Genomic DNA, 26,034 nt, shown 5'->3' with positions numbered 1-26,034 from the left:
GTGCGCCGCTGCACCGCGTCAGGTCGTCTCGCCATTGGCCGTGCATCACCCGTCGCCCCCCTCGCTTGCTGACCTTTCGCGCGCCGCCGTCAACCCATGGGCATCCGTGACGCGTCCCCCGGTCGGGACGATACACCAGACTCGTCACTCAGGGACATAGTTCCTCTACACAGCGTAACCGCAAGGGAGATCACCACCACGCAGTGCAGTCACCGGGTGCCGCACGCCCTCCACCTGCGACGTCAGGTGGTGGTGACCAGGTTGCTCAGCGGCTCCCCTGTGGCGAAACGGAACAACTGTGCGCGCAGCAGCCGCTTGGCCCTCGGGAGGAACGCGGAGGTGCTGCCGCCGACGTGCGGGCTGATGAGAAGGCCCGGAGCGTGCCACAGCGGGTGTCCGGCGGGCAGCGGTTCGGGGTCCGTGACATCGAGTGCCGCACGCAGTCGTCCGGACTCCAGTTCGGCGAGCAGCGCCTTGGTGTCGACCACGGGCCCGCGCGCGACGTTCACCAGGAGTGCGCCGTCCTTCATCCGGGACAGGAACTCCGCTCCCACCAGCCCTCTGGTCGCCTCGGTCAGCGGGGTGCTGAGCACCACCACATCGGCCTCCGGCAGCAGTTCGGGCAATTCGGCGAGGGCGTGCACCGGGCCGCGCGGGGAGGGGCGCGCGGTGCGGGCGACCCGTACGACGTCGCACTCGAACGGGGTGAGCCGGTCCTCGATCGCACTGCCGATCGAGCCGTAACCGATGATCAGCACGCTCTTGTCGGCGAGCGCGGGGTAGAAGCCGTCGTGCCACTCCTCGGCGTCCTGGCCGCGGACGAAGCGCGGGATGCCGCGCAGCGAGGCGAGGGTGAGCGCGAGGGTGAGTTCCGCGGTGCTCGCCTCGTGCACCCCGCGGGCGTTGCAGAGGCGTACGCCGGGCGGCAGGTGCCCGAGATGCCCGGCGACCTGGTCGGTGCCGGCGCTCAGGGTCTGTACGACGCGGAGGCCCGTCATCCGGGGCAGCGGCCGGGCGGCGACCTCCGCCCCCTTCATGTACGGGACGACGTAGAACGCGGCGGTCGACGGGTCCGCCGGGTACGCGTCGGCGCCGTCCCAGAAGACGTAGTCCAGGTCGGTGGGCAGCGGGCCGATCTCCTCGGCCGCGATGGGCAGCCAGACCTGGGGCCGGTGGTTCAGCAACGTGTCAGCCATGGTCAGGAGGCTATGCGATGCACTGTCCGAGGGGGACGTTACCTTGGTCCACGCCCCTGTTGGGGCGCTGTGAGGAGGGCAGGCCAGGTGGAGCGCAGGACAATCGGTGCAGCAGCTCTCGAAGTGGGCGCCGTGGGCCTGGGATGCATGCCCATGAGCTGGGCGTACAGCGCTTCGCGGCAGGACGGCGAGGGGTCCCTGCGGGCGGTGCACACGGCGCTGGACAGCGGGACGTCGCTGCTGGACACGGCCGACATGTACGGGCCCTTCACCAATGAACTGCTGGTCGGGCGGGTGCTGCGGGAGCGCCGTCAGGACGTGTTCGTCTCCACCAAGTGCGGTCTGCTGGTGGGCGAGCAGCACATCGTGGCCAACGGGCGGCCCGGTTACGTCAAACGGGCCTGCGACGCGTCGCTGCGGCGGCTGCAGACCGATGTCATCGACCTGTACCAGCTGCACCGGATCGACGCGGAGGTCCCGGTCGAGGAGACCTGGGGCGCGATGGCGGAGCTGGTGGCGGCGGGCAAGGTGCGTTCGCTGGGGCTGTGCGCGGTCGGGGCGCGCGGAAACCGGCGTACCAATAAGGGGGGCGCGCGCAGCGCATCCTCAGAGGGGTGGCGGCGGGAGACGGGCGGGCGGATGCACGAGGAAACGATCCGGCAGCTGGTGCGCGCGCAGCAGGTCTTCCCGGTGAGCTGTGTGCAGGCGGAGCTGTCGGTGTGGTCCACCGAGGCGCTGGAGGCGCTCGTGCCGTGGTGCGCGGCGCGCGGCGTCGGGTTCATGGCGGCGATGCCGCTCGGCAACGGCTTCCTCACCGGCACCCTCACCCCGGGACAGGGCTTCGAGCCGGACGATCTGCGGGCCCGGCACCCCCGGTTCACGGCCGAGATGATGGCCGCCAACCAGCCGATCGTGGCGGGGCTGCGGCGGATCGCGGGACGGCACGGCGCGACTCCGGCCCAGGTCGCTCTCGCCTGGGTGCTGGGCCAGGGGGAAATCCCGCGGTGGTCCCGGTGCCGGGCACCAAGACCGAGCGCTGGGCGGCGGAGAACGCGGGGGCGGCGGCGCTGCGCCTGGAGCCGGCGGACTTCGCGGAGATCGCCGGGCTGCCCGCCGTACGGGGCTCCTGGGACTGACGGTGCGGGCTCGCCGGGCGGGCGGGAGACTGGGACGGACGGGCGGGAGAGGCGGCGGGCGACCGGGTCGCGGGGGCCGCGGGCGGACCGACGACAACCGGAGGCGGGCCATGGGAACCGCGAAGAGCCGGGCGCTGTGGGCCCGTTGTGTGCTGCAATTTCCCGGGGGTCGTCCCCGAGTCCCAGGCCGGCATCGCGGGGCGGAGCCCGGTGATGCCGCCGCGGGACACCACGAGGGAGGACCCACCGTGCACCGCCGTACCACCACCGCGACCACCGTGACCGCCGTGACGTCCGTGCTCGCCGCCGCGCTGCTCGCGGGCTGCTCCTCCCCCGACGGCGCGGTGCCGGAGCCGCCGGCCACGTCACGGCCCGCCACCTCCACCGCCGCCGCTCCCACGGCGACCGCCGAGCCGTCGGATTCCGAGTCCGCCGCTCCCGCGACCGGTACCGCCACCGTGACCGGGACCGTCGCCACCGGCCTCACCACGCCCTGGGGAGTGGCCGAACTCCCGGACGGGGCCCTGCTGGTCGCCTCCCGGAACACCGGGAAGATCCTCAGGACCGATCCGGCCACCGGGAAGACCACCGAGGTCGGCTCGGTGCCGGGGGTGGCCGGCGGGACGCCGGGCAGCGAGGGCGGGCTGCTCGGGCTCGCGATCTCCCCGTCGTTCGGCGCGGACAAGCTGGTGTACGCGTACTTCACCACCGCCGACGACAACCGCATCGCGCGCATGCTCTACGACCCGTCCCGGCCCGTCGGCCAGCAGCTGGGGGCGCCGGACACGATCCTGCGCGGCATCCCCAGCGGCACCAACCACAACGGCGGCCGGATCGCCTTCGGCCCCGACAAGATGCTCTACGCCGGGACCGGTGAGAGCGGGAACCAGCCGCTGGCCCAGGACAAGACGTCGCTGGGCGGGAAGATCCTGCGGATGACCCCGGACGGGCAGCCCGCGCACGGCAACCCCGAGGCCGACTCCGTGGTCTATTCGTACGGCCACCGCAATGTGCAGGGCCTGGCGTGGGACGCCCAGGGCAGGCTGTGGGCGGCGGAGTTCGGGCAGAACACCTGGGACGAGCTGAACCTCATCGAGCCGGGCAAGAACTACGGCTGGCCGGTCGTCGAGGGCCAGGCGCACCGCGCGGGGTACGTCGACCCCGTCGCGCAGTGGCACACCGACGATGCCTCCCCCAGCGGCATCGCCTACGCCGCCGGCTGCATCTGGATGGCCTCGCTGAAGGGCGAGCGGCTGTGGCGCATCCCGCTGGACGGCACGAAGGCCGCCGCGGCCCCGCAGGCGTTCTTCACAGGAACCTACGGGCGGCTGCGTACCGTGGTCACCGTGGAGGACGGCACCCTGCTGCTGACCACGAGCAACACGGACGGGCGGGGCACCCCCAAGCCCGGCGACGACCGCATTCTGCGGCTCAAGGTCGGCTGACAGCGGGAAGGTGCGCGATGTTCAATCCCCTCGATGAGTTGTTCACCCCGGGACGCAAGCACACCGACGACGAGCGGAACCGGCTGGCGCTGTCCCGCGAGGACACCGGCGACAACGATCCCGGACGCGGGTCGATAGACCTCGAGTCCGGGACGGTCGTCATACGGACGGAACCGTGAACAGCCGCAGCCGGTGCGCCAGTGCCGCCGCCTCGCCCCGGCCGGAGACGTTGAGCTTGGCCAGGATGTTGGAGACGTGCACGCTCGCCGTCTTCGGCGAGATGAAGAGCTCCTCGGCGATCTGACGGTTCGTCCGGCCGTCGGTGACCAGCCGCAGCACGTCGCGCTCGCGCGCCGTCAGCCCCAGCGCCTCGGCCGGGTCGGCGGGTTCGTCCGCTGCGGGGACCGCCCGCGCGCCGTCCCGTGCGTCCCTGCCGTCCGGCTCGTGCAGCGACAGCCGGGCGCGCTGGGCGAGCAGCGCGACCTCGTCGGACAGCGGGCGCGCGCCGAGCGTCCCGGCGGCCGTGTGGGCGAGCGTGAGGAGCGCGCCGGCCTCCTCGCGGCTCTCCCTGGCCTCGCGGGCCTCCCCGGTCTCGTGCCCGGTGGCCAGCAGCGCCTCGGCCCACCGGTAGCGGCTCTGGGCCAGTTCGTACGGGCGCCCCACCGGTTCGAAGGCGCGGACCACGGCGGCCCACCGTTCGGGCGCGGGCTGCCCCTCGGCGCGGGCCAGCTCGGCCTCGACGAGCAGCGCGTACGCCTCCCAGACCGGCGCGAGCCGGGGCAGCGACGCCGCGGTGGTGCGGATGCGCCTCAGGTGCGCCGCGCGGTCCTGGTCGTCGACGGTCATCCACGGCGCGTCCGCCTCGGCGGCGGCGCCGGCGGCCAGCAGCGGCCACCAGTAGCGGGACGTGCCGGGCACCAGGCCCTCGTCGAGGGCGTCGGCCAGGACCGTACGCGCCTCGTCGAAGCGCCCCCGCCGGACGGCGATCTCCAGCGTCAGGGTGCGGATCGGGATCAGGTGCTGCGGCTGGGTGTCGTGCAGAAAGCTCTCACGGGCGGACTTCGCGTACTCGTCGGCCGCCCCGGTCCGGCCTCGGCGCAGGGCGAGGAAGCCCAGGTACATCGTCTGTCCGCCGGCCGCCATCCTTCCGGACCCGTTGGTGCGGGCCCACTGGACCGCCGCCTCGCTGCGCTCCCACTGCCCGAGCGAGAACAGCGACTCGCCCTCGTTGCCGCGCAGATAGGCGCGGACGCTGCGGGTGGCGATCTCCCGGACCAGCTCGATGCCCTCGGTGGCGACCGCGATGGCGTCATGGGACCGGCCGACGCCCTCCAGGACCGAGGCGAGGTTGCCGTGGGAGCGGCCGATGAGCCCGGGCAGTCCGAGCTTGCGCGCTTCGCGGCAGACGTCCTCGGCCAGCACCAGACCGCCCTCGACGTCCCCGGAGTCGGCGTGCAGCAGCCCGAGGGTCAGCCGGGCGTTCAGTTCCGTCTCGCGGGCGCCGACCAGGCGGGCCAGGTCCACGGCCCGCTCCGCCGTGGCGATGGCCTCCTCACCGGACTTGTGGATCATCATCCAGGCGGCGGCGAAGGCGAGGACGTCGGCGTGCACGGCGGACGGCGGCAGGCCGCGCAGGAGCTCCTGGGCGCGGCCCACGTCCTCCCAGCCGTCGCCGCGGCCCAGGTCCTGGACCAGTCGCGAGCGCTGGGCCCGGAACCAGGCGGCGCGCAGCGCGTCCGTCGTGTCGTCGATCAGCCGGAGCGCGCGCTTGGCCACGGCGAAGGCGCGCTCGGGCTCACCGCTGAGCCGGGCGGACACGGTGATCTCGGCCAGCAGGTCGAGGAAGCTCAGCGGGGTGTCGGGGTGGCAGCCGCACGGCGGATAGACCTCGGCGTAGTCCGCGGGGCGCAGCTCGCCGCGGATCTCCTCGGGGGTGTCCTCCCACAGCTCCAGGGCCCGCTCCAGCAGCCGGTGCTGCTCGGCGTAGGCGTGCCGGTGCCGGGCCTCCACGGAGGCGCGCAGCACGGCGGGCAGCGCCTTGGCCGGGTCGTGCGCGTAGTACCAGTAGCTGGCCAGCCGGGCGGCCCGCTCGTCCGTGCGGACCAGGCCGGGGCCGGCCTCCAGGGCCTGGGCGTACCGGCGGTTGATCCGGCTGCGCTCACCGGGCAGCAGATCGTCGCTGACCGCCTCGCGGACCAGGGAGTGCCGGAAGCGGTAGCCGTCGCCGTCCTCGGAGGGCAGCAGGATGTTGGCGCCGACGCAGGCGCGCAGCGCCTCGATGAGGTCGTCCTCGGAGAGCCCCGCGACGGCGGCGAGCAGCGGGTACTCCACGGTGGTGCCGCCCTCGGCGACGATCCGCGCGGCGCGCTGGGCATCCTCGGACAGCGTTTCGAGCCGCACCAGCAACAGGTCGCGCAGCGAGTCGCTCAGCCCGGAGCTGCAGCCCTGCTGGATGCTGACGGCCAGTTCCTCCACGAAGAACGGGTTGCCGTCGGAGCGCTCGAAGACCCGGTCCACCATGCCGCCCTCGGGCTCGGCGGCCAGGATGCCGGTGATCTGGCAGCGGACCTCCGCGCGGCTGAACCGGGACAGCTCGATCCGGTCGACGGTGCGCAGCCGGTCCAGCTCGGCGAGGAAGGGCCGCAGCGGGTGCCTGCGGTGGATGTCGTCGGACCGGTAGGTGGCCACGATCACGAGCCGGCCGCGGTGCAGCGACCGGAAGAGGTAGGCGAGCAGCTCGCGGGTGGAGCGGTCGCCCCAGTGCAGGTCCTCCAGGACAAGGACGACGGTGCGGTCCGCGGCCAGCCGCTCCAGCAGCCGGGCGGTGAGCTCGAAGAGCCGTACCCGGCCGTCGTCGTCCTGCGAATCGCGCCCCTCGCGCGTCATCTCGCGGTGCTCGCCCAGCTCGGGCAGCAGCCGTGACAGCTCGCCGGCCTGGTTGCCGGCCGCGGCCGTCAGTTCGTCCCCGAGCTGCCGGTACAGCGAGCGCAGGGCGGTGGACACCGGTGCGAAGGGCAGGCCGTCCGCACCGATCTCCACACAGCCGCCGACGGCGGTGACCGCGCCCGACAGGGCGGCGGCCGCGAGGAATTCCTCGGTGAGGCGGGTCTTGCCGACGCCGGCCTCACCGCTGACGACCAGGCCCTGCGGCTCGCCCGCTCGGGCGCGGGCGAGCGCATCGGCGAGGCGGGTCATTTCGCTGTCGCGGCCGACGAAGACGGGGCTGACGGACTGGGTCTGCACATTGCTGAGCATCGCACGGCAGTCCGACAGCGCAGTACCGGATATCACTTCACGACGCCGCGTGGTGCCGTACGCCGCGCAGTGCGCGGCCCACCCGGCCGGCGTCCGTGTTCACCCGCCCCTCGCGGCGTGCCGCGCGCTGCGCCTGGCGCTCGCTCCGGCGGACGGCGATGACCGCGCGGGCCTGGTTCTCGTCCCGCGCCCGGCGCTGGAGTTCGGTGGCGCGGACCTTGTGGAGTTCGAGCTCGTACATGGTGTGTTCCCCTTGGCTGTGCGGCTTGTTCCGCTGGGACAAGCCTCGTCCCCAAGGGGGGTGCGCCACATCGGGCAGCTGCCCGAACTCCGGTCGCCGGGGGTACTTAGGCCCGGTGCCTTACCAGCACGGGGGGCCTTAGTTCACTGCTGAGGGGTTCACAGCTGAGGGGTTCACCACTGAGGAGTTCTCTGCTGAGGCGTTCACTGCTGAGGCGTGGCGGCGACCACCGGCAGGTCGGTGAAGACGTCGAACCACATGACGCCGGCGATCAGCAGGCCGAGGACGCCGAGGATCAGACCGCCCCACGCGAGCGCCTGGCTCCAGTGGTTCCCGGCCGCGGCGGGCCGGCCCGGACGGAACAGGACGACGGCGGCGACCAGGATGGCGACCAGGGCGAAGATGCCGTTGAAGAGCGCCACGGTGTGCCAGGGGGTGCCGTAGCCGGCGGCGAGCTGGGCGTGCACCGAGCCGCCCGAGGTCTTGATCTGGCCGATCAGCTGCTCGCGGTCCTTCATGAGGTCGCCGATCCAGGTGCCGGTGAGCGACGAGATGCCCAGCCCGACCGCGACGACCGAGCCCGCGGCGGCCAGCACACCGGTCGCGCCCTGCGTTCCGGCCGGCTCGTCGTCGAGGTCGTCCTCGTCGAAGCCGTCCTCGTCGCGTGCGTCCGGTTCGGTGCTGCCCTGCGCCGGGACGGCCGCGTCCCGGTCGTCCGCCGCGGTGGCCGTGGAGTCCGTGCTCTCCGTGCTGTCCTTGGTCTCCGGGTCGGTGACGGCCTTGTCCAGTGCGTCGGTCTTCGTGGTGTCCATGGGACGAAACCGTAGGTTCCGTTTCTGAGAGGAGCCTGAGAGCTCGCTGAGTGCGATCCCCGTGTTACGGCCCGGCAACTGCGCTTGACCTGCCCGAGTCGTGCGCGGCAACCTGAACTCCCCCTGGCCGCAATGTTTTCCGCGGGACTCCAGGGATATAGGGGGAGGGAAGAAACACCAAGTGGACACCGGTCTGTACATCGGCCCTGACGGCGCACCCGACCGTTACCGCCTGCTGCGATCCATCGGCCGCGGAGGCGAGGCCGTGCTCTACCTCGCCGAGATCGAACTCGGCGGTGGCACCGAACCTGTCGTCGTCAAGGTGCTCGATTCGAAAACGACGCTGTCGCAGGAACAGTTCGACCGGATCAGCTCCAAATGGCGTGAGCAGGCCGAGCTGTTGCGGTTCGTCAACCGCCTCGGTGTGGTCGGCATCCGCGAGCACTTCGAGGGTCCGTCCGCGCACCGTACGGGTGAGGCCGCCCCGGAGGCGGCGGGCCGCGCCCTGTACCTGGTCATGAACCATGTGGAGGGCCTCGACCTGCGTGACTGGCGCGCCGAGCGCGCCCTGGACACCCCCGCCGAACGCCGCGAGGCCGTGCGCTGCCTGGAGCAGCTCGCCGACGTCCTGGACTGGCTGCACACGGGCTCCGCCACTCCTTCCGGCCGCTCGGTCGTGCACGGCGACCTCTCCCCCGGCAACGTCATGATCGACGCCAACGGCCAGGCCACGCTGGTCGACTTCGGTCTGAGCAAGCTGACCGCGGACCACCAGACGGCCGAGGTGTGGTTCACCCCCGGGTTCGCCGCGCCGGAGGTCTTCGAGGGCAAGCGCAGCGCGGCCACCGACCGCTACGCCTTCGGCGCCCTCGCGTACTTCCTGCTCAGCGGGGAGTCGCCGGCCACCATGCCGGAGCAGGTCAGGGCCGCGCTGCTGGCGCTGCCCGAGCTGGCCGGTCTTGAGCCGGAGCGGGCGGCACGGATCGCGGCGGTCTTCGCCACGGATCCGGCGAACCGGCCGGAGTCGCTCTCCGCGTGGGTGCGTGAGCTGCGCCCGGCGGTGATCTCGACGACGCGCACTCCGCGCACCTCGGGACCCAAGGACGCGGTCCCGGTCGCGGACGCCGCCCCGCCGCCGCCCGGCCAGGCGCCGGCCGTACCGCCGCTCCCGGACCGGCCGGCCCCCGTCCCCGTGCCGGTCCACGCACCGCCGGTGCACACGCCGCCGCCCTCGTACATCCCGGCGCCGCCAGAGGGGGACCCGGTGACGGACACCAGGCCCACGGTGGTGCTCGGAGCGCAGGCGCCGACACCGACGCAGGTACCGGAGCAGGTGCAGCCGCCGGTGGCCGCGTTCCACCAGCAGCCCCCGCCGCAGGGCCCGGGTCCCGGCCCCGGTCCGGCGACGGCGGCGACCCCGCTGCCGCCCAAGCGCGGCAAGAAGGGCCCGCTGATCCTGGCCGCGGTCCTCGCGGTCGTCCTGATGGCGTCCGGGGCGCTGGTCGCCGTCAAGTTCATGGGCGACGACAAGAAGGACGACGCGGCCGACCCCAAGACCAGCACCTCCGCGCAGCAGCAGATCAGTTCGCCGCCCACGACGACGGCGGACCCGACGAGTGCGTCGCCGTCCGACGAGGCATCCTCCCCCGAACCGTCCGGTTCGGACTCCGGCTCGGGCAAGCCGACCTCGATCACCGAGGGCGACAACGTCTCCCTGACGGCCATGAACTGGGTGGACGCCTCCGGGAACGACGCGTTCGACGAGATCCCGGCGACCGTCAACACCAAGGAGTACACGGACGCCAAGGTGACGACGGCCTGTGAGACCGGTTTCGAGGAGTTCAACCTCAACCGGGCGTGGACGACCTTCACCGTCGACGCCGGGCTGCTCGACACCTCGAAGAACGCGGCGGTCGGGCTGACCATCACCGCGGACGGCAAGCGGCTGGCCCTCAAGAAGCTCGTGCTCGGCACGACGGAGAAGATCACCGTCGATGTGAAGGGCGCGCTGCGCCTGCGGATCGAGTACGACCGGAAGACGGCCGCTCAGTACTGCGAGGACCAGGGCACGGCCGCGCTCGGCAACCCGATGCTCAAGAAGTAGGCGTCGGCTCCCGTTCGGCTGTCCGGGGTCCGGGCAGCTGGACGGGAGCGGGGGCCAGGGCGGGGGCCGGGGCCGCCGGCGGTTCGATGCTGATTCTGGGCAGCCGGCGGTCCAGCCACCCCGGCAGCCACCAGTTGGCGCCGCCGAGCATATGCATGAGCGCCGGCACCAGCAGGGTGCGCAGGATGAACGCGTCCAACGCGACGGCCGCTGCCAGGCCGATGCCGAACATCGCGATGACCCGGTCGCCGCTGAGCACGAAGGCCAGGAAGACCGCGATCATGATGACCGCGGCCGAGTTGATCACCCGGCTGGTCTCGGCGAGCCCGACGCGTACCGCGCGCCGGTTGTCCTTGGTCTCCAGCCACTCCTCGTACATCCGGCTCACCAGGAACACCTGGTAGTCCATCGACAGTCCGAAGAGCACCGAGACCATGATCACCGGGAGGAACGGCTCGATCGGGCCGGCCGCACCCAGGCCCAGGAACTCGCTCCCCCAGCCCCACTGGAAGATCGCGACGACGATCCCGAAGGACGACGCGACCGCGGCGACGTTCATCGCCGCCGCCTTCAGCGGGATGCCGATGGACCGGAACGCCAGGAGCAGCAGCAGACAGCCGAGGCCGACGACCGCCCCGATGAACAGCGGCAGCTTGCCGATGATGACGGACGCGAAGTCGTCGTAGCTCGCGGTGGGGCCGCCCACGTACACCTGGAGCGAGGAGCCGTCCTCGGCCTGCGGCAGCACGTCGTCGCGCAGCCGGTTCACCAGCTCGGAGGTGTCCCGGGACTGCGGTGCGGTGTCCGGGACGACGGTGATCACGCCGGTGTCGCCGCTGACGGTCGCGGAGGTCACCGACGCGACGCCCGGGGTGTCGCGCAGGGTCTGCGGCAGCTGGTCGAGGGCGAGCCGGGCATCGGCGCCCTGGAGGTCCGCGACGAGGGTCAGCGGCCCGTTGGTGCCGGGGCCGAAGCCGTCCGCGAGCAGCTCGTAGGCCTGCCGGGTGGTGCTGGCGGCCGGATTGTTGCCCTGGTCGGAGGTGCCGAGGTGCAGCGAGAGGGTGGGCAGCGCGAGGACGAGCATCACGGCCGCGGCCAGGCTGCCGAGCAGCTTGGGGTGCCGCTCCACGAAGGCGGACCAGCGGGCGGCGAGCCCGGTGGGCACCTCGGGCTGCGGGCCGTGCTCGGTCAGCCGGCGCCGCTCCCGGCGGCTGAGCGCCTTCATGCCGATCATGGAGAGCAGGGCGGGCAGCAGGGTGATCGAGGCGGCCACCGTCAGCATGACGGTGAGCGCCGCCGCGACGGCGACCCCGTTGAGGAAGCTGAGCTGCAGGATGAGCATGCCGAGCAGCGCCACACAGACCGTGCCGCCCGCGAAGACCACCGCGCGGCCGGTGGTGCTGACGGCCTGCTCGGCCGCGTCGCGCACCGACAGGCCGCGTTTGAGACCTCTGCGGTGCCGGGTGACGATGAACAGCGCGTAGTCGATGCCCACGCCGAGGCCGATGAGCATGCCGAGCATCGGTGCGAAGTCGGCCACGGTCATCACATGGCCGAGCAGCTCGATGCCCATGTAAGCGGTGCCGACGCCCATCAGCGCGGTCGCGATCGGCAGGCACATGGCGGCGAAGGAGCCGAAGGCCAGCAGCAGCACCACGGCGGCGACGCCGATCCCGATCAGTTCGCTGAGGTGGGCGCTGCCGCTCTCGGTGGCCGCGACGGCGGTGCCGCCCAGCTCGACCCGCAGTCCGCCGCCCTCGGCGGCCTTCGCGGTGTCCACGACGGCCTTGGCCTGGCCGGCGCCGATGTCGTCGGCGGCGCTGCCGAAGGTGACGTCGGCGTAGGCGGTCCGGCCGTCATGGCTGATGCGTCCGGCGCCCTCGGGGCTGTACGGGTTGGTCACCGAGGCGACGCCGGGGAGTTTCGCGATCCGGTCGAGGGTCCTGGTCATCCGCTGCTCGACGCCGTCGGCGCGGACGCTGCCGGTGCCGTCGGTGTGCCAGACGATGGTGTCCGAGTCGCCGGCCTGGTGCGGGAAGGCCTGCTCCAGCAGGGCGGTCGCCCGGCCGGACTCGGTGCCCGGTATCCCGTAGTCGTTCGAGTAGGCGGAACCGGCGAGGGCGGCACCGGCGGCGAGGCCGGCGAGCGCGACGATCCACAGCAGAACGACGGTGAGACGACGGCGGAGACACCACCGGGCGAGTGCGGCCATTCCCTGCTTCCCTGGGTATCTCGGGTGGATCTTTCAGGGAATAGCCCTCAAAGAACACTTCAGGTGCGGCTGTCACTCTTGCAGCGAAAAATGATCCTTTGGTGGTTTCGTGCGCTTCCTCACAGGGAAAAGGCGGCCCCCACCGGGGACCGCCTTTTCACCGTTCGAACGCGTCTTCGACTGCTCGGGTCAGCCCTGAACCCCGAGCTTCTCCAGGACGAGCTCCCGAACGCGCTTGGCGTCGGCCTGGCCGCGGGTCAGCTTCATGACCGCGCCGATCAGGGCGCCGGCGGCCGCGAGGTTGCCGGCGCGGATCTTGTCGGCGACGGCGGCGTTGGCCGCGATCGCCTCGTCCACGGCCGCGCCGAGCGCGCCCTCGTCCGAGACGACCTTGAGACCGCGCTTCTCCACGACCTCGTCAGGACCGCCCTCGCCGGCGAGGACACCCTCGATGACCTGGCGGGCCAGCTTGTCGTTGAGCGAGCCCTCGGCGACCAGCGCCGTCACGCGCGCGACCTGCGCCGGCGAGATACCGAGATCGGCCAGCTCCTTGCCGGTCTCGTTCGAGGCACGGGCCAGCTCGCCCATCCACCACTTACGGGCCTGGTCGGCCGGGGCGCCCGCGTCGATCGTCGCGGTGATCAGATCGATCGCGCCCGCGTTGAGCGCCGACTGCATCTCGTGGTCGGAGATGCCCCACTCGGTCTTCAGCCGGTCCCGCCGCACCCGCGGCAGCTCCGGAAGTCCGGCGCGCAGCTCCTCGACCCAGTCACGGGCCGGGGCGATCGGGACGAGGTCGGGCTCCGGGAAGTACCGGTAGTCCTCGGCGTTGTCCTTGATGCGGCCGGCCGTCGTGGAGCCGTCCTCCTCGTGGAAGTGCCGGGTCTCCTGCACGATCGTGCCGCCGGAGTTGAGCACCGCCGCGTGCCGCATGATCTCGTAGCGCGCCGCGCGCTCGACCGAACGGAGCGAGTTGACGTTCTTCGTCTCCGAGCGGGTGCCGAACTTCTCACGGCCGTGCGGGCGCAGCGACAGGTTCACGTCGCAGCGCATCTGGCCCTGCTCCATCCGGGCCTCGGAGACGTCCAGCGCCTTGATGAGCTCGCGCAGCTCGGCGACGTACGCCTTGGCGACCTCGGGAGCCCGCGCCCCCGCGCCCTCGATCGGCTTGGTGACGATCTCGATGAGCGGGATACCGGCCCGGTTGTAGTCGAGCAGCGAGTGCGAGGCGCCGTGGATACGGCCCGTCGCGCCGCCGACGTGGAGGGACTTGCCGGTGTCCTCCTCCATGTGGGCGCGCTCGATCTCGACCCGGAAGATCTCGCCGTCCTCCAGTGCGACGTCCAGATAGCCGTTGAAGGCGATCGGCTCGTCGTACTGCGAGGTCTGGAAGTTCTTCGGCATGTCCGGGTAGAAGTAGTTCTTCCGCGCGAAGCGGCACCAGGTCGCGATCTCGCAGTTCAGCGCGAGACCGATCTTGATGGCCGACTCGATGCCGATCGCGTTCACGACCGGGAGCGAGCCGGGCAGGCCCAGACAGGTCGGGCAGGTCTGGGAGTTGGGCTCGGCGCCGAGGGTGGTCGAGCAGCCGCAGAACATCTTGGTCTTCGTGCCGAGCTCGACGTGGACCTCAAGGCCCATCACCGGGTCGTACACCGACAGGGCGTCCTCGTAGGACTCCAGGTCCATGACGGTCATTCCACTACCTCTCAGTCCGCCAGGACGTCGTCGTCGGCGAGGCTGCGCAGCTCGCGGACGAGCAGTGCCAGGCCGGTGGCGATGGCGGCGGCGCTGATCACGGCGTCGGCCAGCATCAACCGGTCGTGCTCGCCCTGAGCGTTGCGTGCCTGCTTGATGGTGCTCACGGCGCCGAAGAGCGTGGTGCCGATCGAGATGTACAGGCCGAGCTTGCTCTTCTTGAAGCCCTTGGCCTTCTTCAGGGTGCTCACAGCGCGGGTGCCTCCTCAAGCAGCGGGTGACCCCATCGTCCGGTGAACGCGGCCTCGACCGCGGCACCGACCCGGTAGAGCCGGTCGTCGGCCATGGCCGGGGCGATGATCTGCAGCCCGACCGGGAGCCCGTCCTCGGGAGCCAGGCCGCACGGCACGGACATCGCCGCGTTGCCGGCCAGGTTGGACGGGATGGTGCACAGGTCGGCGAGGTACATCGCCATGGGGTCGTCCACGCGCTCGCCGATGGGGAACGCAGTGGTCGGGGTGGTCGGCGAGACCAGCACGTCCACGGTGCCGAAGGCGGCCTCGAAGTCGCGCGAGATCAGCGTGCGGACCTTCTGCGCCGAGCCGTAGTACGCGTCGTAGTAGCCGGAGCTGAGCGCGTACGTGCCGAGGATGATGCGGCGCTTGACCTCGTCGCCGAAGCCGGCCTCGCGGGTGAGCGCGGTGACCTCCTCGGCGGACTTCGTGCCGTCGTCGCCGACCCGCAGGCCGTAGCGCATGGCGTCGAAGCGGGCCAGGTTGGACGAGGCCTCGGACGGCGCGATCAGGTAGTACGCGGGCAGCGCCAGCTTGAACGAGGGGCAGGAGATCTCCACGATCTCGGCGCCCAGCTCGCGCAGCAGCTCCACGGACTCGTTGAACCGCTGCATGACGCCGGCCTGGTAGCCCTCGCCGCCGAACTCCTTGACGACGCCGATCCGCATGCCCTTGACGTTGCCGTTGCGGGCCGCCTCGACGACGGCCGGGACCGGTGCGTCGATGGACGTCGAGTCCAGCGGGTCATGGCCGGCGATCGCCTCGTGCAGCAGCGCCGCGTCCAGGACCGTACGGGCGCAGGGCCCGCCCTGGTCGAGGGAGGACGAGAAGGCGACCATGCCGTAGCGGGAGACGCCGCCGTAGGTCGGCTTGACGCCGACCGTGCCGGTGACGGCCGCGGGCTGGCGGATCGAGCCACCGGTGTCGGTGCCGATCGCGAGCGGCGCCTGGTAGCTGGCGAGCGCCGCGGACGAGCCGCCGCCGGAGCCGCCGGGGATCCGGGTGAGGTCCCACGGGTTGCCGGTCGGGCCGTAGGCGCTGTTCTCGGTCGAGGACCCCATGGCGAATTCATCCATGTTGGTCTTGCCGAGGATGACGATGCCCGCGTCCTTGAGGCGCTTGGTCACCGTCGCGTCGTACGGCGGGATCCAGCCGTCGAGGATCTTGGAGCCGACGGTGGTCGGGATCCCCTTCGTGGTGAAGATGTCCTTCAGCGCGAGCGGGACGCCGGCCAGCGGGCCGAGCTTCTCGCCCTTGGCGCGCCGCTCGTCGACGGCGCGGGCGGCGTCGAGCGCGCCCTCGGTGTCGACGTGCAGGAAGGCGTGCACCTTCTCGTCGACGGCGCCGATGCGGTCGAGGTGCGCCTGGGCGACCTCGACGGCGGAGGCCTTGCCGGTGGCGACGACGTCGGCGGTCTCGGCCGCGGTGAGCCTGGTCAGGTCAGTCATGGTGATTAGTCCTCCCCCAGGATCTGCGGCACCTTGAAGCGCTGCTGCTCCTGCGCCGGGGCGCCGGAGAGCGCCTCGGCCGCGGTCAGCGACGGCCGGACCTCGTCCGGGCGCATGACATTGGTCAGCGGCAGCGCGTGGGAGGTCGGGGGTACGTCCTCGCCGGCCACCTCGGATACGCGGGCGACCGCGCCGATGATCACGTCGAGCTGCTCGGCGAAGTGGTCGAGCTCTTCGTCCTTCAGCTCAAGACGCGACAGCCGGCCGAGGTGGGCGACCTCCTCGCGTGTGATGCCAGGCATGCAGCGATCCTCTGGGGGTGAGTTCGATGGTTTCGCGCCCAATCCTATGGGGGCGGACCCCCTGGCGACGAAACGGTTAAGGCCGCGGGCCGCCGGTGCGGCCCACAGCGTGGCGGGAACCGGCCCGTACTACGGCACGGCCTGCCCGGACGGCTGGTCCGCGTCCGCCACCGGTGCGTGCTCCGGCTCCGGCTCGCGCTCCAGCGCGTTGGGGCGCCGCCAGCCGTGCTCACCGCGGGCGCGCAGCCAGGCGGTCGCCTCGTCGGGCGGCATCGCGGCGGCGACCAGCCAGCCCTGTACGGCGTCGCAGCCCAGGTCCCGCAGCCGCTCCCAGGTCTCGTCGTCCTCCACGCCCTCGGCGACGACGAGCAGGCCGAGCGAGTGTGCGAGGTCGACGGTGCAGCGGACGATTTCGGCGTCCTCGTTGTCGAGGACCAGCCGGGCCACGAACGAGCGGTCGATCTTCAGCTCGCTGACCGGCAGTTTGCGCAGGTGGACCAGGGAGGAGTAGCCGGTGCCGAAGTCGTCGAGCGACATCTTCACGCCGTGCCCGGTCAGCCCGGCCATGGTGTCGGCGGCCCGCTGCGGATCCTCCAGCAGGACGTGTTCGGTTATCTCCAGTTGCAGTGAGCCGGGCGGGACGCCGTGCCGGGCGAGCCGCGCGGCGACCGCGCCCGCGAAGCCGGGGCTGTGCACATCGCGCGGCGAGACGTTCACCGCGACCGGTACGTCCAGGCCCATCTTGCGCCAGCGGGCGACCTGGCCCAGCGCCGTCTCCAGCACGTACTCGGTCAGCTGGGGCATCAGCCCGGAGGTCTCCGCCATGGCGATGAACTCCTCGGGATTGACCCGGCCGCGCTGCGGGTGCTCCCAGCGCACCAGCGCCTCCAGGCCGGCGATCTTCCCGTCGAAGCAGACCTTCGGCTGGTAGTGCAGTTCGACGTCGCCCGAGTCCAGCGCCCGGCGCAGATCGCCCAACAGGCCCAGCCGGTCCGGGGTGTTGCCGTCCCGGGTCGCCTCGTAGACCTCGACGCCGCTGCGGTCGCGCTTGGCCTGGTACATCGCCACGTCCGCGCGGCGCAGCAGCCCTTCGGCGTCCACCGCGTGGTCGGGGAAGACCGCCACACCGGCGCTGGCCTCCAGCACCAGGGTCAGCCCGTCGAGACTCAGCGGTGAGCCGAGGGCCGCCACCAGGGCGCGGGCGATGCGCTGGGCGCGGGTCGGGGAGTCGCAGCAGGGCAGCAGGACGGCGAACTCGTCGCCGCCCAGCCGGGCCGCCTCGGCGCCGCGGGGCAGCGCGAGCCGCAGCCGGTCGGCGACCTGGAGCAGCAGCCGGTCGCCGGCCAGGTGCCCGAGGGTGTCGTTGACCGACCGGAACTTGTCGAGGTCGATGAGGATCAGGGCGGTGCGTTCGCCGTTGCGCTCCGCGTCGTCCAGTGCGGTCCAGGCGCGTTCCAGCAGCCACTGGCGGTTGGGCAGCCCGGTCAGCGGGTCGCGCAGCTGCTCCTCGGCGCGGGCGTGCGCGATCCACAGCGTCGAGTCCAGGGCGATGAGCGGGACGGCGAACAGCGGCAGCAGGACCGGCATGTCGCAGCCGACGACCAGGATCAGCGGGGAGAGCCCCAGCAGGGCGACGCCCACCATCCCCTGGCGCATCAGCGCGGTGCGGGCCACCGTCGGCAGACCGCCGCCGCGCGGGGCGACCGCGTACCAGAGCAGCGCACGCGTGGCGGTCAGATAGGCCAGAGCGGTGACGACGATCGCCGGACCGGCCGCCAGACCCCAGTCCTCGGGGTGCCAGGGCGTGGCCACCGAGGGGTGCACACCGAAGCAGGCCAGGGTCAGCGAGGCCGTGCCGACGCCGAGTATGTCCACGGCGCCGTGCAGCAGCGCCTGCCGCCAGCGGTGCCGGCGGGCGGCGCCGACCAGCACCACGACGGCCAGGCTGACCAGCACCGACGGCACCCAGCCGTAGAGCAGCAGCATCGCCAGGGTGAGGGCCGCGCCGGAGCCGGTGCCGCCCCACCACCGGTCGCGGCCCATCGCCACCAGATGGCCGACGATGATGCCGGTCAGGACGGCGAACGCCCAGCCGACGGTGCCGCCGGGGAAGAGCGCCCGGCCCTCATGGACGGCGCCCAGGACGCCGGCCGCCAGTGCGAGTCCCGCGACCGCCACCACCGCGATGCGTAAAACCGCCGGGGGCAGTACCGGCGCGGCCGGCCAACGCAGCCGCTGCGCCGGTCCGGCGCCCTCCGTCGGTTCCATTCCTGTCCCTCTCACAGCCTGGTGCGACACCCGGGTCCACCGCGCCGTGCCCGCAGCGGATACCCGCAAAGGCTGCTGGAAGGTTCATGCCCTTCCGGCGCGCCTCTCAACAGTAGGCCGCAGAAGGCTGCCTCGGGCACCGATCGACCGTGGTTGCCCGAATGGGATCCCCGCACCCGGAACGTTCGGATATAGGCCGAACGGGTGATTGGCGCCGGGTTATTCGGCCGGGTTGACCGCCGCCTCCCGGGCGGCTTCCGGACCCTCGGACAGCAGCACCGCGAAGCCCGGCTCGTCGAGGATGGGCACCTTCAGCTGGACGGCCTTGTCGTACTTCGAGCCGGGGTTGTCCCCCACCACCACGAAGTCCGTCTTCTTGGAGACCGATCCGGTGACCTTCGCCCCGAGCGAGGTCAGCGCCTCCTTCGCCCCGTCCCGAGTGTGGCCGGTGAGCGTGCCGGTCACGACGGCGGTGAGTCCTTCGAGCGGCCGCGGGCCCTCGTCCGAGCCCTCCTCGGTGAACTTCACCCCGGCGGCACGCCACTTCTCGATGATCTCCAGATGCCAGTCCTCGGCGAACCACTGCTTGACCGAGGCGGCGATGGTCCCGCCGACCCCGTCCACCGCGGCCAGCTCGGCCTCCTCGGCGTCCCTGATCCGGTCGAGGTCCCGGAACTCCCTGGCCAGCGCCTCAGCGGCGACGGGCCCGACATGCCGGATCGACAGCCCGGTGATGATCCGCGCCAGCGGCCGGTCCTTGGCCGCGGCGATGTTCTCCAGCATGGCCAGCGCGTTCTTCTTCGGCTCGCCCTGCTGGTTGGCGAAGAAGGTGACGATCTTCTCGTCGCCGGTCTTGGCGTCCCGCTTGGGCAGCCCGGTGTCCTGGTCGAGGACGTACGACCGGATCGGCAGCAACTGCTCGATGTTCATGTCGAACAGATCGCCCTCGTCCTTGAGCGGCGGCTCGGAGGGCTCCAGCGGCTGGGTGAGCGCGGTGGACGCCACGTACCCGAAGTTCTCGATGTCGAGGCACTTGCGGCCCACCAGGTAGAAGATCCGCTCGCGCAACTGCGCCGGGCAGTACCGGGCGTTGGGGCACCGCAGATCGATGTCCCCCTCCTTCATCGGCTGCAGCGCCGTACCGCAGTCCGGGCACTCGGCCGGCATCACGAACTCGCGCTCGCTGCCGTCCCGCAGATCGACCACCGGGCCGAGGATCTCCGGGATGACGTCACCGGCCTTGCGCAGCACCACGGTGTCGCCGATGAAGACGCCCTTGGCCTTGACGACCTCCTGGTTGTGCAGGGTCGCGAACTCGACCTCGGAGCCGGCGACGGTGACCGGCTCGACGACCGCGTAGGGAGTGACCCTGCCGGTGCGGCCCACGCCCACCCGGATGTCCAGGAGCTTGGTGTTGACCTCCTCGGGCGCGTACTTCCACGCGATCGCCCAGCGCGGCGCCCGGGACGTCGACCCGAGCCGGCCCTGCAGCGGGATCTCGTCCACCTTGACGACGACGCCGTCGATCTCGTGCTCCACCGCGTCGTGCCGGTGCTCGCCGAAGTAGGCGATGAACTCCCGCACCTCGTCGAGGGAGCCGACGACCTTGTTGTGCGTCGCGGTGGGCAGACCCCATTCGTGCAGCAGCTCGTAGGCGTGCGACTGGCAGTCGATGTCGAAGCCCTCGCGGGCGCCGATGCCGTGCACCACCATGTGCAGCGGCCGGGAGGCCGTGACCCGCGGGTCCTTCTGCCGCAGGCTGCCGGCCGCGGCGTTGCGCGGATTGGCGAACGGCTTGTCGCCGGCCTCCACCAGCCGGGCGTTGAGCGCCTCGAACTCCTCGCCGGGGAAGTACACCTCGCCGCGGATCTCGACGAGCTCCGGGATCCGGCTCCCGGAGAGCCGGTCCGGGATGTCGGAGATGGTGCGGACGTTCGGCGTGATGTCCTCGCCGGTGCGGCCGTCGCCGCGGGTCGCGGCGCGGGTCAGCCGCCCGTACTCATAGGTGAGGTTGACGGCGAGGCCGTCCACCTTCAACTCGCACAGGAAGTGGTACGGGATGCCCTCGAGCTCGGCGGCGACCCGGTCCGCCCAGCCGGACAGCTCCTCGTCGTCGAACGCGTTGTCCAGCGACAGCAGCCGCTCGCGGTGCACGACCGAGGTGAAATCCGTCTGGTACGCCCCCGCGACCTTCTGCGTGGGCGAGTCCGGAGTGCGCAGGCCGGGGTGCTCGTCCTCGATCGCCTCCAGCTGCCGCAGCAGCCGGTCGAACTCGGCGTCGCTGACGACCGGCGCGTCGTTGACGTAGTAGCGGAAGCGGTGCTCCTCGACCTGCTCGGCCAACTGAGCGTGCTGTTCGCGCACTTCGGCAGGAATCTCCACGGCGGTCCTGTCCTTCCTCACTCAGGGTTGTCGACGAGCGATCGTGCCGCCTTGGCACAGTGCACCAGCGCGGCACGGGCATAGGCCGGCGAGGCCCCCGCCAGACCGCAGGAAGGGGTGACCGCCAGGGAGGTGCCCAACGCCCCCGGATCCAGCCCCAGCCTGCGCCACAGCGCCCGAACACCACTCACGCTACCGGCAGGGTCCGACAATCCGGTGTCCGTGCCCGGCACGACACCGGCGAACAGCGCCGTACCGCCCTCGACCGCCTCACCGAACGCGTCCCAGTCACTCTCCGTCAGCAACGCGAAATCGAACGAGATGCCCGAGACACCGGCCCGCCGCAGCATCCGGAACGGGACGTCCGGCGCGCACGAGTGGACGACCACCGGCACGTCCACGGCCTCGACCAGGCCGCGGATCATGTCCTCGGCCACCTGCCGGTCCACCACCCGGTACGTCCGGTACCCGCTCGCCGTCCGCACGTGCCCGCGCAGCACGGCGGTCAGCGACGGCTCGTCCAGCTGCAGCACCAACTCGGCACCGGGCACCCGCCGGCGCAGGTCGGCCAGATGCAGCCGCAGCCCCTCGGTGAGCGACCCGGCCAGGTCCCGGACGGCGCCGGGGTCGCCGAGCGCGGCCTCGCCGTTGGGCCGCTCCACCGACGCGGACAGCGTCCACGGGCCGACGGCCTGCACCTTCAGCGGACCCTGGAACCCCTGGGTGAACTCCTCCAGGGCATCCAGGTCCTCCCCCAGCCAGGCAACCGCCCGGCGGCTGTCCCGCCCCGGCCGGTCCCCGAACCGCCATCCGCTGGGCTCCACCCGGGCGTACAGATCGACCAGCATCCCGAGCGAACGCCCGATCATGTCCGCCCCGGGCCCCCTCGCAGGCAGCTCCGGCAGGAACGGCAGCGCCTCCACCGCCCCGGTAGCGGTCCGCGCGGCCTCCCGCGCATCACCTCCGGGCATCGACCCGACACCGGTAGCGGCACCAGCGGGCAGCGTGAACTTCGCATCCGTACTCACGCACGAAGCGTACGAGACCCACAGGTCGCGGACTCCCACCCCAACCCGCAGCAGTGCGGTGACGTGAGGGGGCCGGGCCCGCACCCCGAAGAGACCGGCACGTCCGAGGCACGAACGTGAGGGGGCCGGGCCCGCAGGGGTGGGGTTTCGAAATGCTGCCGAGCTATTTGTGAGCCGCCAGGCTCGTAAATAGTCGATTTCGAAGCCCCACCCCGGAGGGCCCGGCCCCCGACCGACCAACCCGCCTCAGCGACCCGGCCGGATCGTCAGATCGTTGATCTCCGCATCCCGCGGCAGATCGATGGCCGCCAGCATCGCCGTCGCCACCGACTCCGGGTCGATCCAGCGCGAAGCGTCGTACTCCGCCCCCTCCTGATGGTGCACCTTCTCCTGCATCGGGGTCGCCGTCCGCCCCGGGTACACGCTCGTCACCCGCACCCCGTTCCCGTGCTCCTCCTGCCGCAGCGAGTCCGCCACCGCCTTCAGGCCGTGCTTGCTCGCCGCGTACACCCCCCAGTTCGCATGCGCGTTGAGCCCTGCCCCGGAGTTCACGAAGACCACGTGGCCCTGCGACATCCGCAGCTGCGGCAGGAGCAGCCGCGTCAGCTCGGCCGGCGCGATCAGGTTGACGGCGAGGGTCTGCTGCCAGACCTTCGCGGTGAGCTCGCCGATGCCGCCGAGCTCGACGATGCCCGCGATGTGCAGCAGCGAGTCGAGCCGGTCCGGCATCGGCTGGTGGGCGAAGGCCCACGACAGCCGGGCCGGTTCCGCCAGGTCGCCGACGAGGGTGCGGGCGCCGGCGAAGCGCGACGCCAGCTCCTTGGCCCGGCCGGCGTCCCGCGCCAGGAGCAGCACCTCGTCGCCGCGGTCCAGCAGCCGCCGGGCGACAGCGGCGCCGATGCCGGAACCGGCGCCGGTGATCAGATGCGTGCTCACGCGTTCTCCTCCAGGTATGCCATGGCCTCGGCGCCGTCCTCGGCGAAGAAGACCAGGTCGCTCAGGGGCAGCGGCAGGAAGCCTTCGGCGTCCATCCGCTGGAACTGCAGTTTCAGGCCGTCGTAGAACCCCGCCGCGTTCAGCAGCACGACCGGCTTGGTGTGCAGGCCGTGCTTCTTCAGCTCGAGGATCTCGGTCGCCTCGTCCAGGGTGCCCGTACCGCCGACCATGATGACGATCGCGTCCGACCGCAGCAGCAGCTGCGCCTTGCGCTCCGCGAGGTCCGCGGTGATCAGCATCTCGTCGGCGTTCTTGCGCGCCTTGGTGTGCAGGAACTCCACGGACACGCCGACCAGCCGGCCGCCCGCTTCCTGCACGCCGTCCGCCACCACCTTCATGAGGCCCGACTCCGAGCCGCCCCACACGAGGGTGTGGCCGCCACGGCCGATCAGCCCGGCGAACTCGCGCGCGGGGACGGTGTAGCGCTCGTCGAGATCGGCGGCGGACATGAAGACACAGATGTTCATGCCCGCCACCCTACGAGGCGGCGCGGCGGGTCCTAAGCCTGACCACCGGAGCCGGCACCGGCGCCCGCACCGACGCCCGCGCGGGCCCGCTGCGTGGTGGCGATGGTCGCGGAGCCCACGACGCGGGTGCCGTCGTAGAGCACCACGGCCTGCCCCGGCGCGATGCCGCGCACCGGCTCGCCGTCGAACTCCACCAGCAGTTCGCCGTCGACCAGCTCGGCGGTGACGGGAACGTCCTCGCCGTGGGCGCGCAGCTGCGCGGTGTACGTGGCACGGCCGGTGGGCGGGGTGCCGCACCAGCGGGGCTTGATGGCGGTCAGTGCGGTGACGTCCAGCGCCTCGACCGGGCCGACGGTGACGGTGTTGTTCACCGGCGAGATGTCGAGCACGTAGCGCGGCTTGCCGTCGTCGGCGGGGGTGCCGATGCGCAGCCCTTTGCGCTGCCCGATGGTGAAGCCGAACGCTCCGCTGTGGGTGCCGAGACTGGTGCCGTCCTCGTCCAGGATCTCGCCCTCTGCGCTGCCGAGGTGCTTCGCGAGGAAGCCCTGGGTGTCGCCGTCGGCGATGAAGCAGATGTCGTGGCTGTCCGGCTTCTTCGCGACGGCCAGGTCGCGGCGCTCGGCCTCGGCGCGGATCTCGTCCTTGGTGGTGAGGGTGTCCCCGAGCGGGAACATCGCGTGCGCGAGCTGGCGCTCGTCGAGCACGCCGAGCACATAGCTCTGGTCCTTCGCGGCGTCCGAGGCGCGGTGCAGCTCACGGGTGCCGTCGTCGTTGATCACGACGGTCGCGTAATGGCCGGTGCAGACGGCGTCGAAGCCCAGCGCGATCGCCTTGTCCAGCAGCGCCGCGAACTTGATCTTCTCGTTGCAGCGCAGGCACGGGTTGGGCGTGCGGCCGGCCGCGTACTCCGCGACGAAGTCGTCGACGACGTCCTCACGGAAGCGGTCCGCCAGGTCCCACACGTAGAACGGGATGCCGATGACGTCGGCCGCGCGCCGGGCGTCACGGGAGTCCTCGACCGTGCAGCAGCCGCGGGCGCCGGTCCTGAAGGACTTCGGGTTCGCCGAGAGGGCCAGATGGACACCGGTGACGTCGTGGCCGGCCTCGGCGGCGCGGGCCGCGGCGACCGCGGAGTCGACGCCGCCGCTCATGGCGGCCAGGACGCGCAGGCGACGAGCGTCGCGGGGGGAGTCAGTCATAACCCCTCCAGAGTACGTTGCGGCTCCGGCGCGGTTCGACGGGATTACCGGCGCGGGCCGGAAGGGCGCCCTCAGACGCCGGGCGGGCTTTCGTGGCTGGGTCCGACCCGAAGCCCGGCGGGTCTCCTGCGCCTGCGGAGGGCGCCCTCAAACGCCGGGCGGGCTGGTTGTGGCTGGGGCCGTCCCCGAGCCGATCGGTGTCCTCCCCCGGACTTCGTCCGGGGGTGCCCGCAGAGGCTGACGTCACTGGACCCAGGGACTGATGCGGCTGCGCCCAGCCGGAACCGCTCCGCCGGGCCGGCTGAACGTGCCGGGATCAGCCCGGCCGCTTTCCTCCCGAAGCCGTCCGCAGGACGTCAGCTGAGGCCGGCCTTGCGGGCGCGTTCCACCACCGGGCCGATCGCCGCGGCCAGGGCGTCGATCTCGGGCTGGGTGGTGGTGTGGCCGAGGGAGAAGCGGAGGGAGCCGCGGGCGCGGTCGGCGGGCTGGCCCATCGCGATCAGGACGTGGCTGGGCTGCGCGACGCCGGCCGTGCAGGCGGAGCCGGTGGAGCAGGCGATGCCCTGGGCGTCGAGGAGGAGCAGCAGTGAGTCGCCCTCGCAGCCGGGGAACGTGAAGTGCGCGTTGGCCGGCAGCCGGCCCTCCGGGGCCGGGTCGCCGTTGAGTACGGCCTCCGGGACGGCGGCGAGCACCTTCGCCACCAGCTCGTCGCGCAGGGCGCCGACCTCGCGGGCGAACTGCTCACGCCGCTCGGCGGCCAGCGTCCCGGCCGTCGCGAAGGCGGCGATGGCCGGGACGTCGAGGGTGCCGGAGCGGCTGCGCTCCTGGCCGCCGCCGTGCAGCAGCGGGACGGGCGTGTGCTCGCGGCGCAGGACGAGCGCGCCGACGCCGTAGGGGCCGCCGATCTTGTGGCCGGTCACGGTCATGGCGTCGAGTCCGGAGGCCGCGAAGTCGACCTCGACCTGGCCGAACGCCTGGACCGCGTCCGCGTGCAGCGGGACGCCGTGCTCGCGGGCGACCGCGGCCAGCTCGCGGACCGGCATGATCGTGCCGACCTCGTTGTTGGCCCACATCACGGTCGCGAGGGCGACCGTCCCGGGGTCGCGTTCGATCGCCTCGCGCAGCGCGTCGGGATGCACCCGGCCGTACGCGTCGACCGGCAGCCACTCGACGCGCGCGCCCTCGTGCTCCACGAGCCAGTCGACGGCGTCCAGGACGGCGTGGTGCTCGACGGGGCTGGCCAGCACCCGGACCCGGCGCGGGTCCTCGGCCCGGCGGGCCCAGTACAGGCCCTTGACGGCGAGGTTGTCGGACTCGGTTCCGCCGCCGGTGAAGACGATCTCACTGGGGCGGGCGCCGAGTGCCTCGGCGAGCGATTCCCGGGACTCCTCGACGGTTCTCCGGGCCCGCCGCCCGGGTGCGTGCAGCGAGGAGGCGTTGCCGGTGACCGTGAGGTGCGCGGTCATCGTCCGCACCGCTTCCGGCAGCATCGGCGTGGTGGCGGCGTGGTCGAGGTAGGCCATGATGACGCCGATTCTACGGTCGCCCGGCC

At 72.1% G+C, this 26,034-nt stretch carries 19 protein-coding genes and 1 pseudogene; 4 read left to right on the top strand and 16 right to left on the bottom strand.

Annotated elements, in window-relative coordinates; all coding sequences use genetic code 11:
- Positions 1–242: 242 nt before the first annotated feature.
- Complete coding sequence (locus C8250_RS29795; protein WP_138358730.1) at positions 243–1,196, bottom strand: 2-hydroxyacid dehydrogenase; 954 nt, start codon at positions 1,194–1,196, stop codon at positions 243–245.
- A gap of 87 nt (positions 1,197–1,283) precedes the next feature.
- Here C8250_RS29795 and C8250_RS29790 point away from each other — a divergent pair.
- The 3 genes and pseudogenes from C8250_RS29790 to C8250_RS29780 all read left to right on the top strand — a co-directional run bounded on the left by C8250_RS29790 (position 1,284) and on the right by C8250_RS29780 (position 3,956).
- Positions 1,284–2,332 (top strand): annotated as a pseudogene (locus tag C8250_RS29790) (aldo/keto reductase).
- A gap of 248 nt (positions 2,333–2,580) precedes the next feature.
- On the top strand, positions 2,581–3,777 hold the full coding sequence (locus tag C8250_RS29785) for a PQQ-dependent sugar dehydrogenase (RefSeq protein ID WP_244809442.1): 1,197 nt from the start codon (positions 2,581–2,583) through the stop codon (positions 3,775–3,777).
- A gap of 17 nt (positions 3,778–3,794) precedes the next feature.
- Positions 3,795–3,956 (top strand): DUF6191 domain-containing protein, encoded by a 162-nt coding sequence (locus tag C8250_RS29780; protein ID WP_187145031.1) that lies wholly within the window; start codon positions 3,795–3,797, stop codon positions 3,954–3,956.
- Here C8250_RS29780 and C8250_RS29775 read toward each other — a convergent pair.
- The 3 genes from C8250_RS29775 to C8250_RS29765 all read right to left on the bottom strand — a co-directional run bounded on the left by C8250_RS29775 (position 3,937) and on the right by C8250_RS29765 (position 8,085).
- A complete protein-coding gene (locus C8250_RS29775) occupies positions 3,937–7,032 on the bottom strand; it encodes a helix-turn-helix transcriptional regulator (RefSeq protein ID WP_138354940.1) in 3,096 nt (1,031 codons plus the stop codon). The two genes, C8250_RS29780 and C8250_RS29775, sit on opposite strands and share 20 nt — an antisense overlap.
- Before the next feature lie 37 nt (positions 7,033–7,069).
- Positions 7,070–7,273, bottom strand: a complete 204-nt coding sequence (locus tag C8250_RS29770; RefSeq protein ID WP_138354939.1) for a hypothetical protein — start codon at positions 7,271–7,273, stop codon at positions 7,070–7,072.
- A gap of 203 nt (positions 7,274–7,476) precedes the next feature.
- Positions 7,477–8,085, bottom strand: coding sequence for a hypothetical protein (locus C8250_RS29765; protein ID WP_138354938.1), 609 nt, complete (start codon positions 8,083–8,085; stop codon positions 7,477–7,479).
- 181 nt (positions 8,086–8,266) lie between these two features.
- Between C8250_RS29765 and C8250_RS29760 the strand changes: the two genes are divergently transcribed.
- Positions 8,267–10,189 carry a serine/threonine-protein kinase gene (locus C8250_RS29760; protein WP_138354937.1) on the top strand — a complete coding sequence of 641 codons (1,923 nt, stop codon included), beginning with the start codon at positions 8,267–8,269 and terminating at the stop codon, positions 10,187–10,189.
- Here the strand turns inward: C8250_RS29760 and C8250_RS29755 are convergent.
- From C8250_RS29755 to C8250_RS29700, 12 genes are all read right to left on the bottom strand, one after another.
- Complete coding sequence (locus tag C8250_RS29755; RefSeq protein ID WP_138354936.1) at positions 10,179–12,401, bottom strand: MMPL family transporter; 2,223 nt, start codon at positions 12,399–12,401, stop codon at positions 10,179–10,181. The genes C8250_RS29760 and C8250_RS29755 overlap by 11 nt on opposite strands.
- A gap of 189 nt (positions 12,402–12,590) precedes the next feature.
- The gene (gatB, locus tag C8250_RS29750) at positions 12,591–14,099 is read right to left on the bottom strand and encodes an Asp-tRNA(Asn)/Glu-tRNA(Gln) amidotransferase subunit GatB (RefSeq protein ID WP_138354935.1); all 1,509 of its coding nucleotides are present in this window, start codon (positions 14,097–14,099) and stop codon (positions 12,591–12,593) included.
- A gap of 11 nt (positions 14,100–14,110) precedes the next feature.
- Positions 14,111–14,350: a hypothetical protein gene (locus tag C8250_RS29745; protein WP_138354934.1), complete on the bottom strand. Its 240-nt coding sequence runs from the start codon at positions 14,348–14,350 to the stop codon at positions 14,111–14,113.
- Positions 14,347–15,840: an Asp-tRNA(Asn)/Glu-tRNA(Gln) amidotransferase subunit GatA gene (gene gatA / locus C8250_RS29740; RefSeq protein ID WP_138354933.1), complete on the bottom strand. Its 1,494-nt coding sequence runs from the start codon at positions 15,838–15,840 to the stop codon at positions 14,347–14,349. The genes C8250_RS29745 and gatA overlap by 4 nt, the downstream gene beginning before the upstream one ends.
- Positions 15,841–15,845: 5 nt before the next feature.
- Positions 15,846–16,142: an Asp-tRNA(Asn)/Glu-tRNA(Gln) amidotransferase subunit GatC gene (gene gatC / locus C8250_RS29735; RefSeq protein ID WP_138354932.1), complete on the bottom strand. Its 297-nt coding sequence runs from the start codon at positions 16,140–16,142 to the stop codon at positions 15,846–15,848.
- Between the two features lie 129 nt (positions 16,143–16,271).
- A complete protein-coding gene (locus C8250_RS29730; RefSeq protein WP_138354931.1) occupies positions 16,272–18,410 on the bottom strand; it encodes a bifunctional diguanylate cyclase/phosphodiesterase in 2,139 nt (712 codons plus the stop codon).
- A 219-nt stretch (positions 18,411–18,629) separates the two neighbouring features.
- Positions 18,630–20,792, bottom strand: a complete 2,163-nt coding sequence (ligA, locus tag C8250_RS29725) for an NAD-dependent DNA ligase LigA (protein WP_138354930.1) — start codon at positions 20,790–20,792, stop codon at positions 18,630–18,632.
- A gap of 17 nt (positions 20,793–20,809) precedes the next feature.
- Entirely contained in the window at positions 20,810–21,820 is a 1,011-nt protein-coding gene (locus C8250_RS29720) for a methionine synthase (protein ID WP_138354929.1), read from the bottom strand.
- A gap of 246 nt (positions 21,821–22,066) precedes the next feature.
- A complete protein-coding gene (locus C8250_RS29715; protein WP_138354928.1) occupies positions 22,067–22,756 on the bottom strand; it encodes an SDR family oxidoreductase in 690 nt (229 codons plus the stop codon).
- Entirely contained in the window at positions 22,753–23,283 is a 531-nt protein-coding gene (locus C8250_RS29710; protein WP_138354927.1) for a TIGR00730 family Rossman fold protein, read from the bottom strand. Before C8250_RS29710 ends, C8250_RS29715 begins: the two co-directional genes overlap by 4 nt.
- 32 nt (positions 23,284–23,315) lie before the next feature.
- The gene (mnmA, locus tag C8250_RS29705; protein ID WP_138354926.1) at positions 23,316–24,482 is read right to left on the bottom strand and encodes a tRNA 2-thiouridine(34) synthase MnmA; all 1,167 of its coding nucleotides are present in this window, start codon (positions 24,480–24,482) and stop codon (positions 23,316–23,318) included.
- Between the two features lie 356 nt (positions 24,483–24,838).
- Positions 24,839–26,005: a cysteine desulfurase family protein gene (locus tag C8250_RS29700; RefSeq protein WP_138354925.1), complete on the bottom strand. Its 1,167-nt coding sequence runs from the start codon at positions 26,003–26,005 to the stop codon at positions 24,839–24,841.
- Positions 26,006–26,034 lie beyond the last annotated feature (29 nt).

This window comes from Streptomyces sp. So13.3 (assembly GCF_005860785.2).
GTDB classification, from domain to species: Bacteria; Actinomycetota; Actinomycetes; order Streptomycetales; family Streptomycetaceae; genus Actinacidiphila; species Actinacidiphila fildesensis.
Note: the sequence above shows the minus strand (reverse complement) of the source record. Positions and strands in the feature narration are given on the sequence as shown.

What these genes read in the sequence shown, in the direction of transcription:
- gatB (WP_138354935.1), bottom strand. Translation starts at nt 14,099, where the DNA reads ATGACCGTCATGGACCTGGAGTCCTACGAGGACGCCCTGTCGGTGTAC.
- gatA (WP_138354933.1), bottom strand. Translation starts at nt 15,840, where the DNA reads ATGACTGACCTGACCAGGCTCACCGCGGCCGAGACCGCCGACGTCGTC.
- C8250_RS29770 (WP_138354939.1), bottom strand. Translation starts at nt 7,273, where the DNA reads ATGTACGAGCTCGAACTCCACAAGGTCCGCGCCACCGAACTCCAGCGC.
- gatC (WP_138354932.1), bottom strand. Translation starts at nt 16,142, where the DNA reads ATGCCTGGCATCACACGCGAGGAGGTCGCCCACCTCGGCCGGCTGTCG.
- C8250_RS29780 (WP_187145031.1), top strand. Translation starts at nt 3,795, where the DNA reads ATGTTCAATCCCCTCGATGAGTTGTTCACCCCGGGACGCAAGCACACC.
- C8250_RS29755 (WP_138354936.1), bottom strand. Translation starts at nt 12,401, where the DNA reads ATGGCCGCACTCGCCCGGTGGTGTCTCCGCCGTCGTCTCACCGTCGTT.
- C8250_RS29795 (WP_138358730.1), bottom strand. Translation starts at nt 1,196, where the DNA reads ATGGCTGACACGTTGCTGAACCACCGGCCCCAGGTCTGGCTGCCCATC.
- C8250_RS29775 (WP_138354940.1), bottom strand. Translation starts at nt 7,032, where the DNA reads ATGCTCAGCAATGTGCAGACCCAGTCCGTCAGCCCCGTCTTCGTCGGC.
- C8250_RS29700 (WP_138354925.1), bottom strand. Translation starts at nt 26,005, where the DNA reads ATGGCCTACCTCGACCACGCCGCCACCACGCCGATGCTGCCGGAAGCG.
- C8250_RS29730 (WP_138354931.1), bottom strand. Translation starts at nt 18,410, where the DNA reads ATGGAACCGACGGAGGGCGCCGGACCGGCGCAGCGGCTGCGTTGGCCG.
- C8250_RS29765 (WP_138354938.1), bottom strand. Translation starts at nt 8,085, where the DNA reads ATGGACACCACGAAGACCGACGCACTGGACAAGGCCGTCACCGACCCG.
- C8250_RS29710 (WP_138354927.1), bottom strand. Translation starts at nt 23,283, where the DNA reads ATGAACATCTGTGTCTTCATGTCCGCCGCCGATCTCGACGAGCGCTAC.
- mnmA (WP_138354926.1), bottom strand. Translation starts at nt 24,482, where the DNA reads ATGACTGACTCCCCCCGCGACGCTCGTCGCCTGCGCGTCCTGGCCGCC.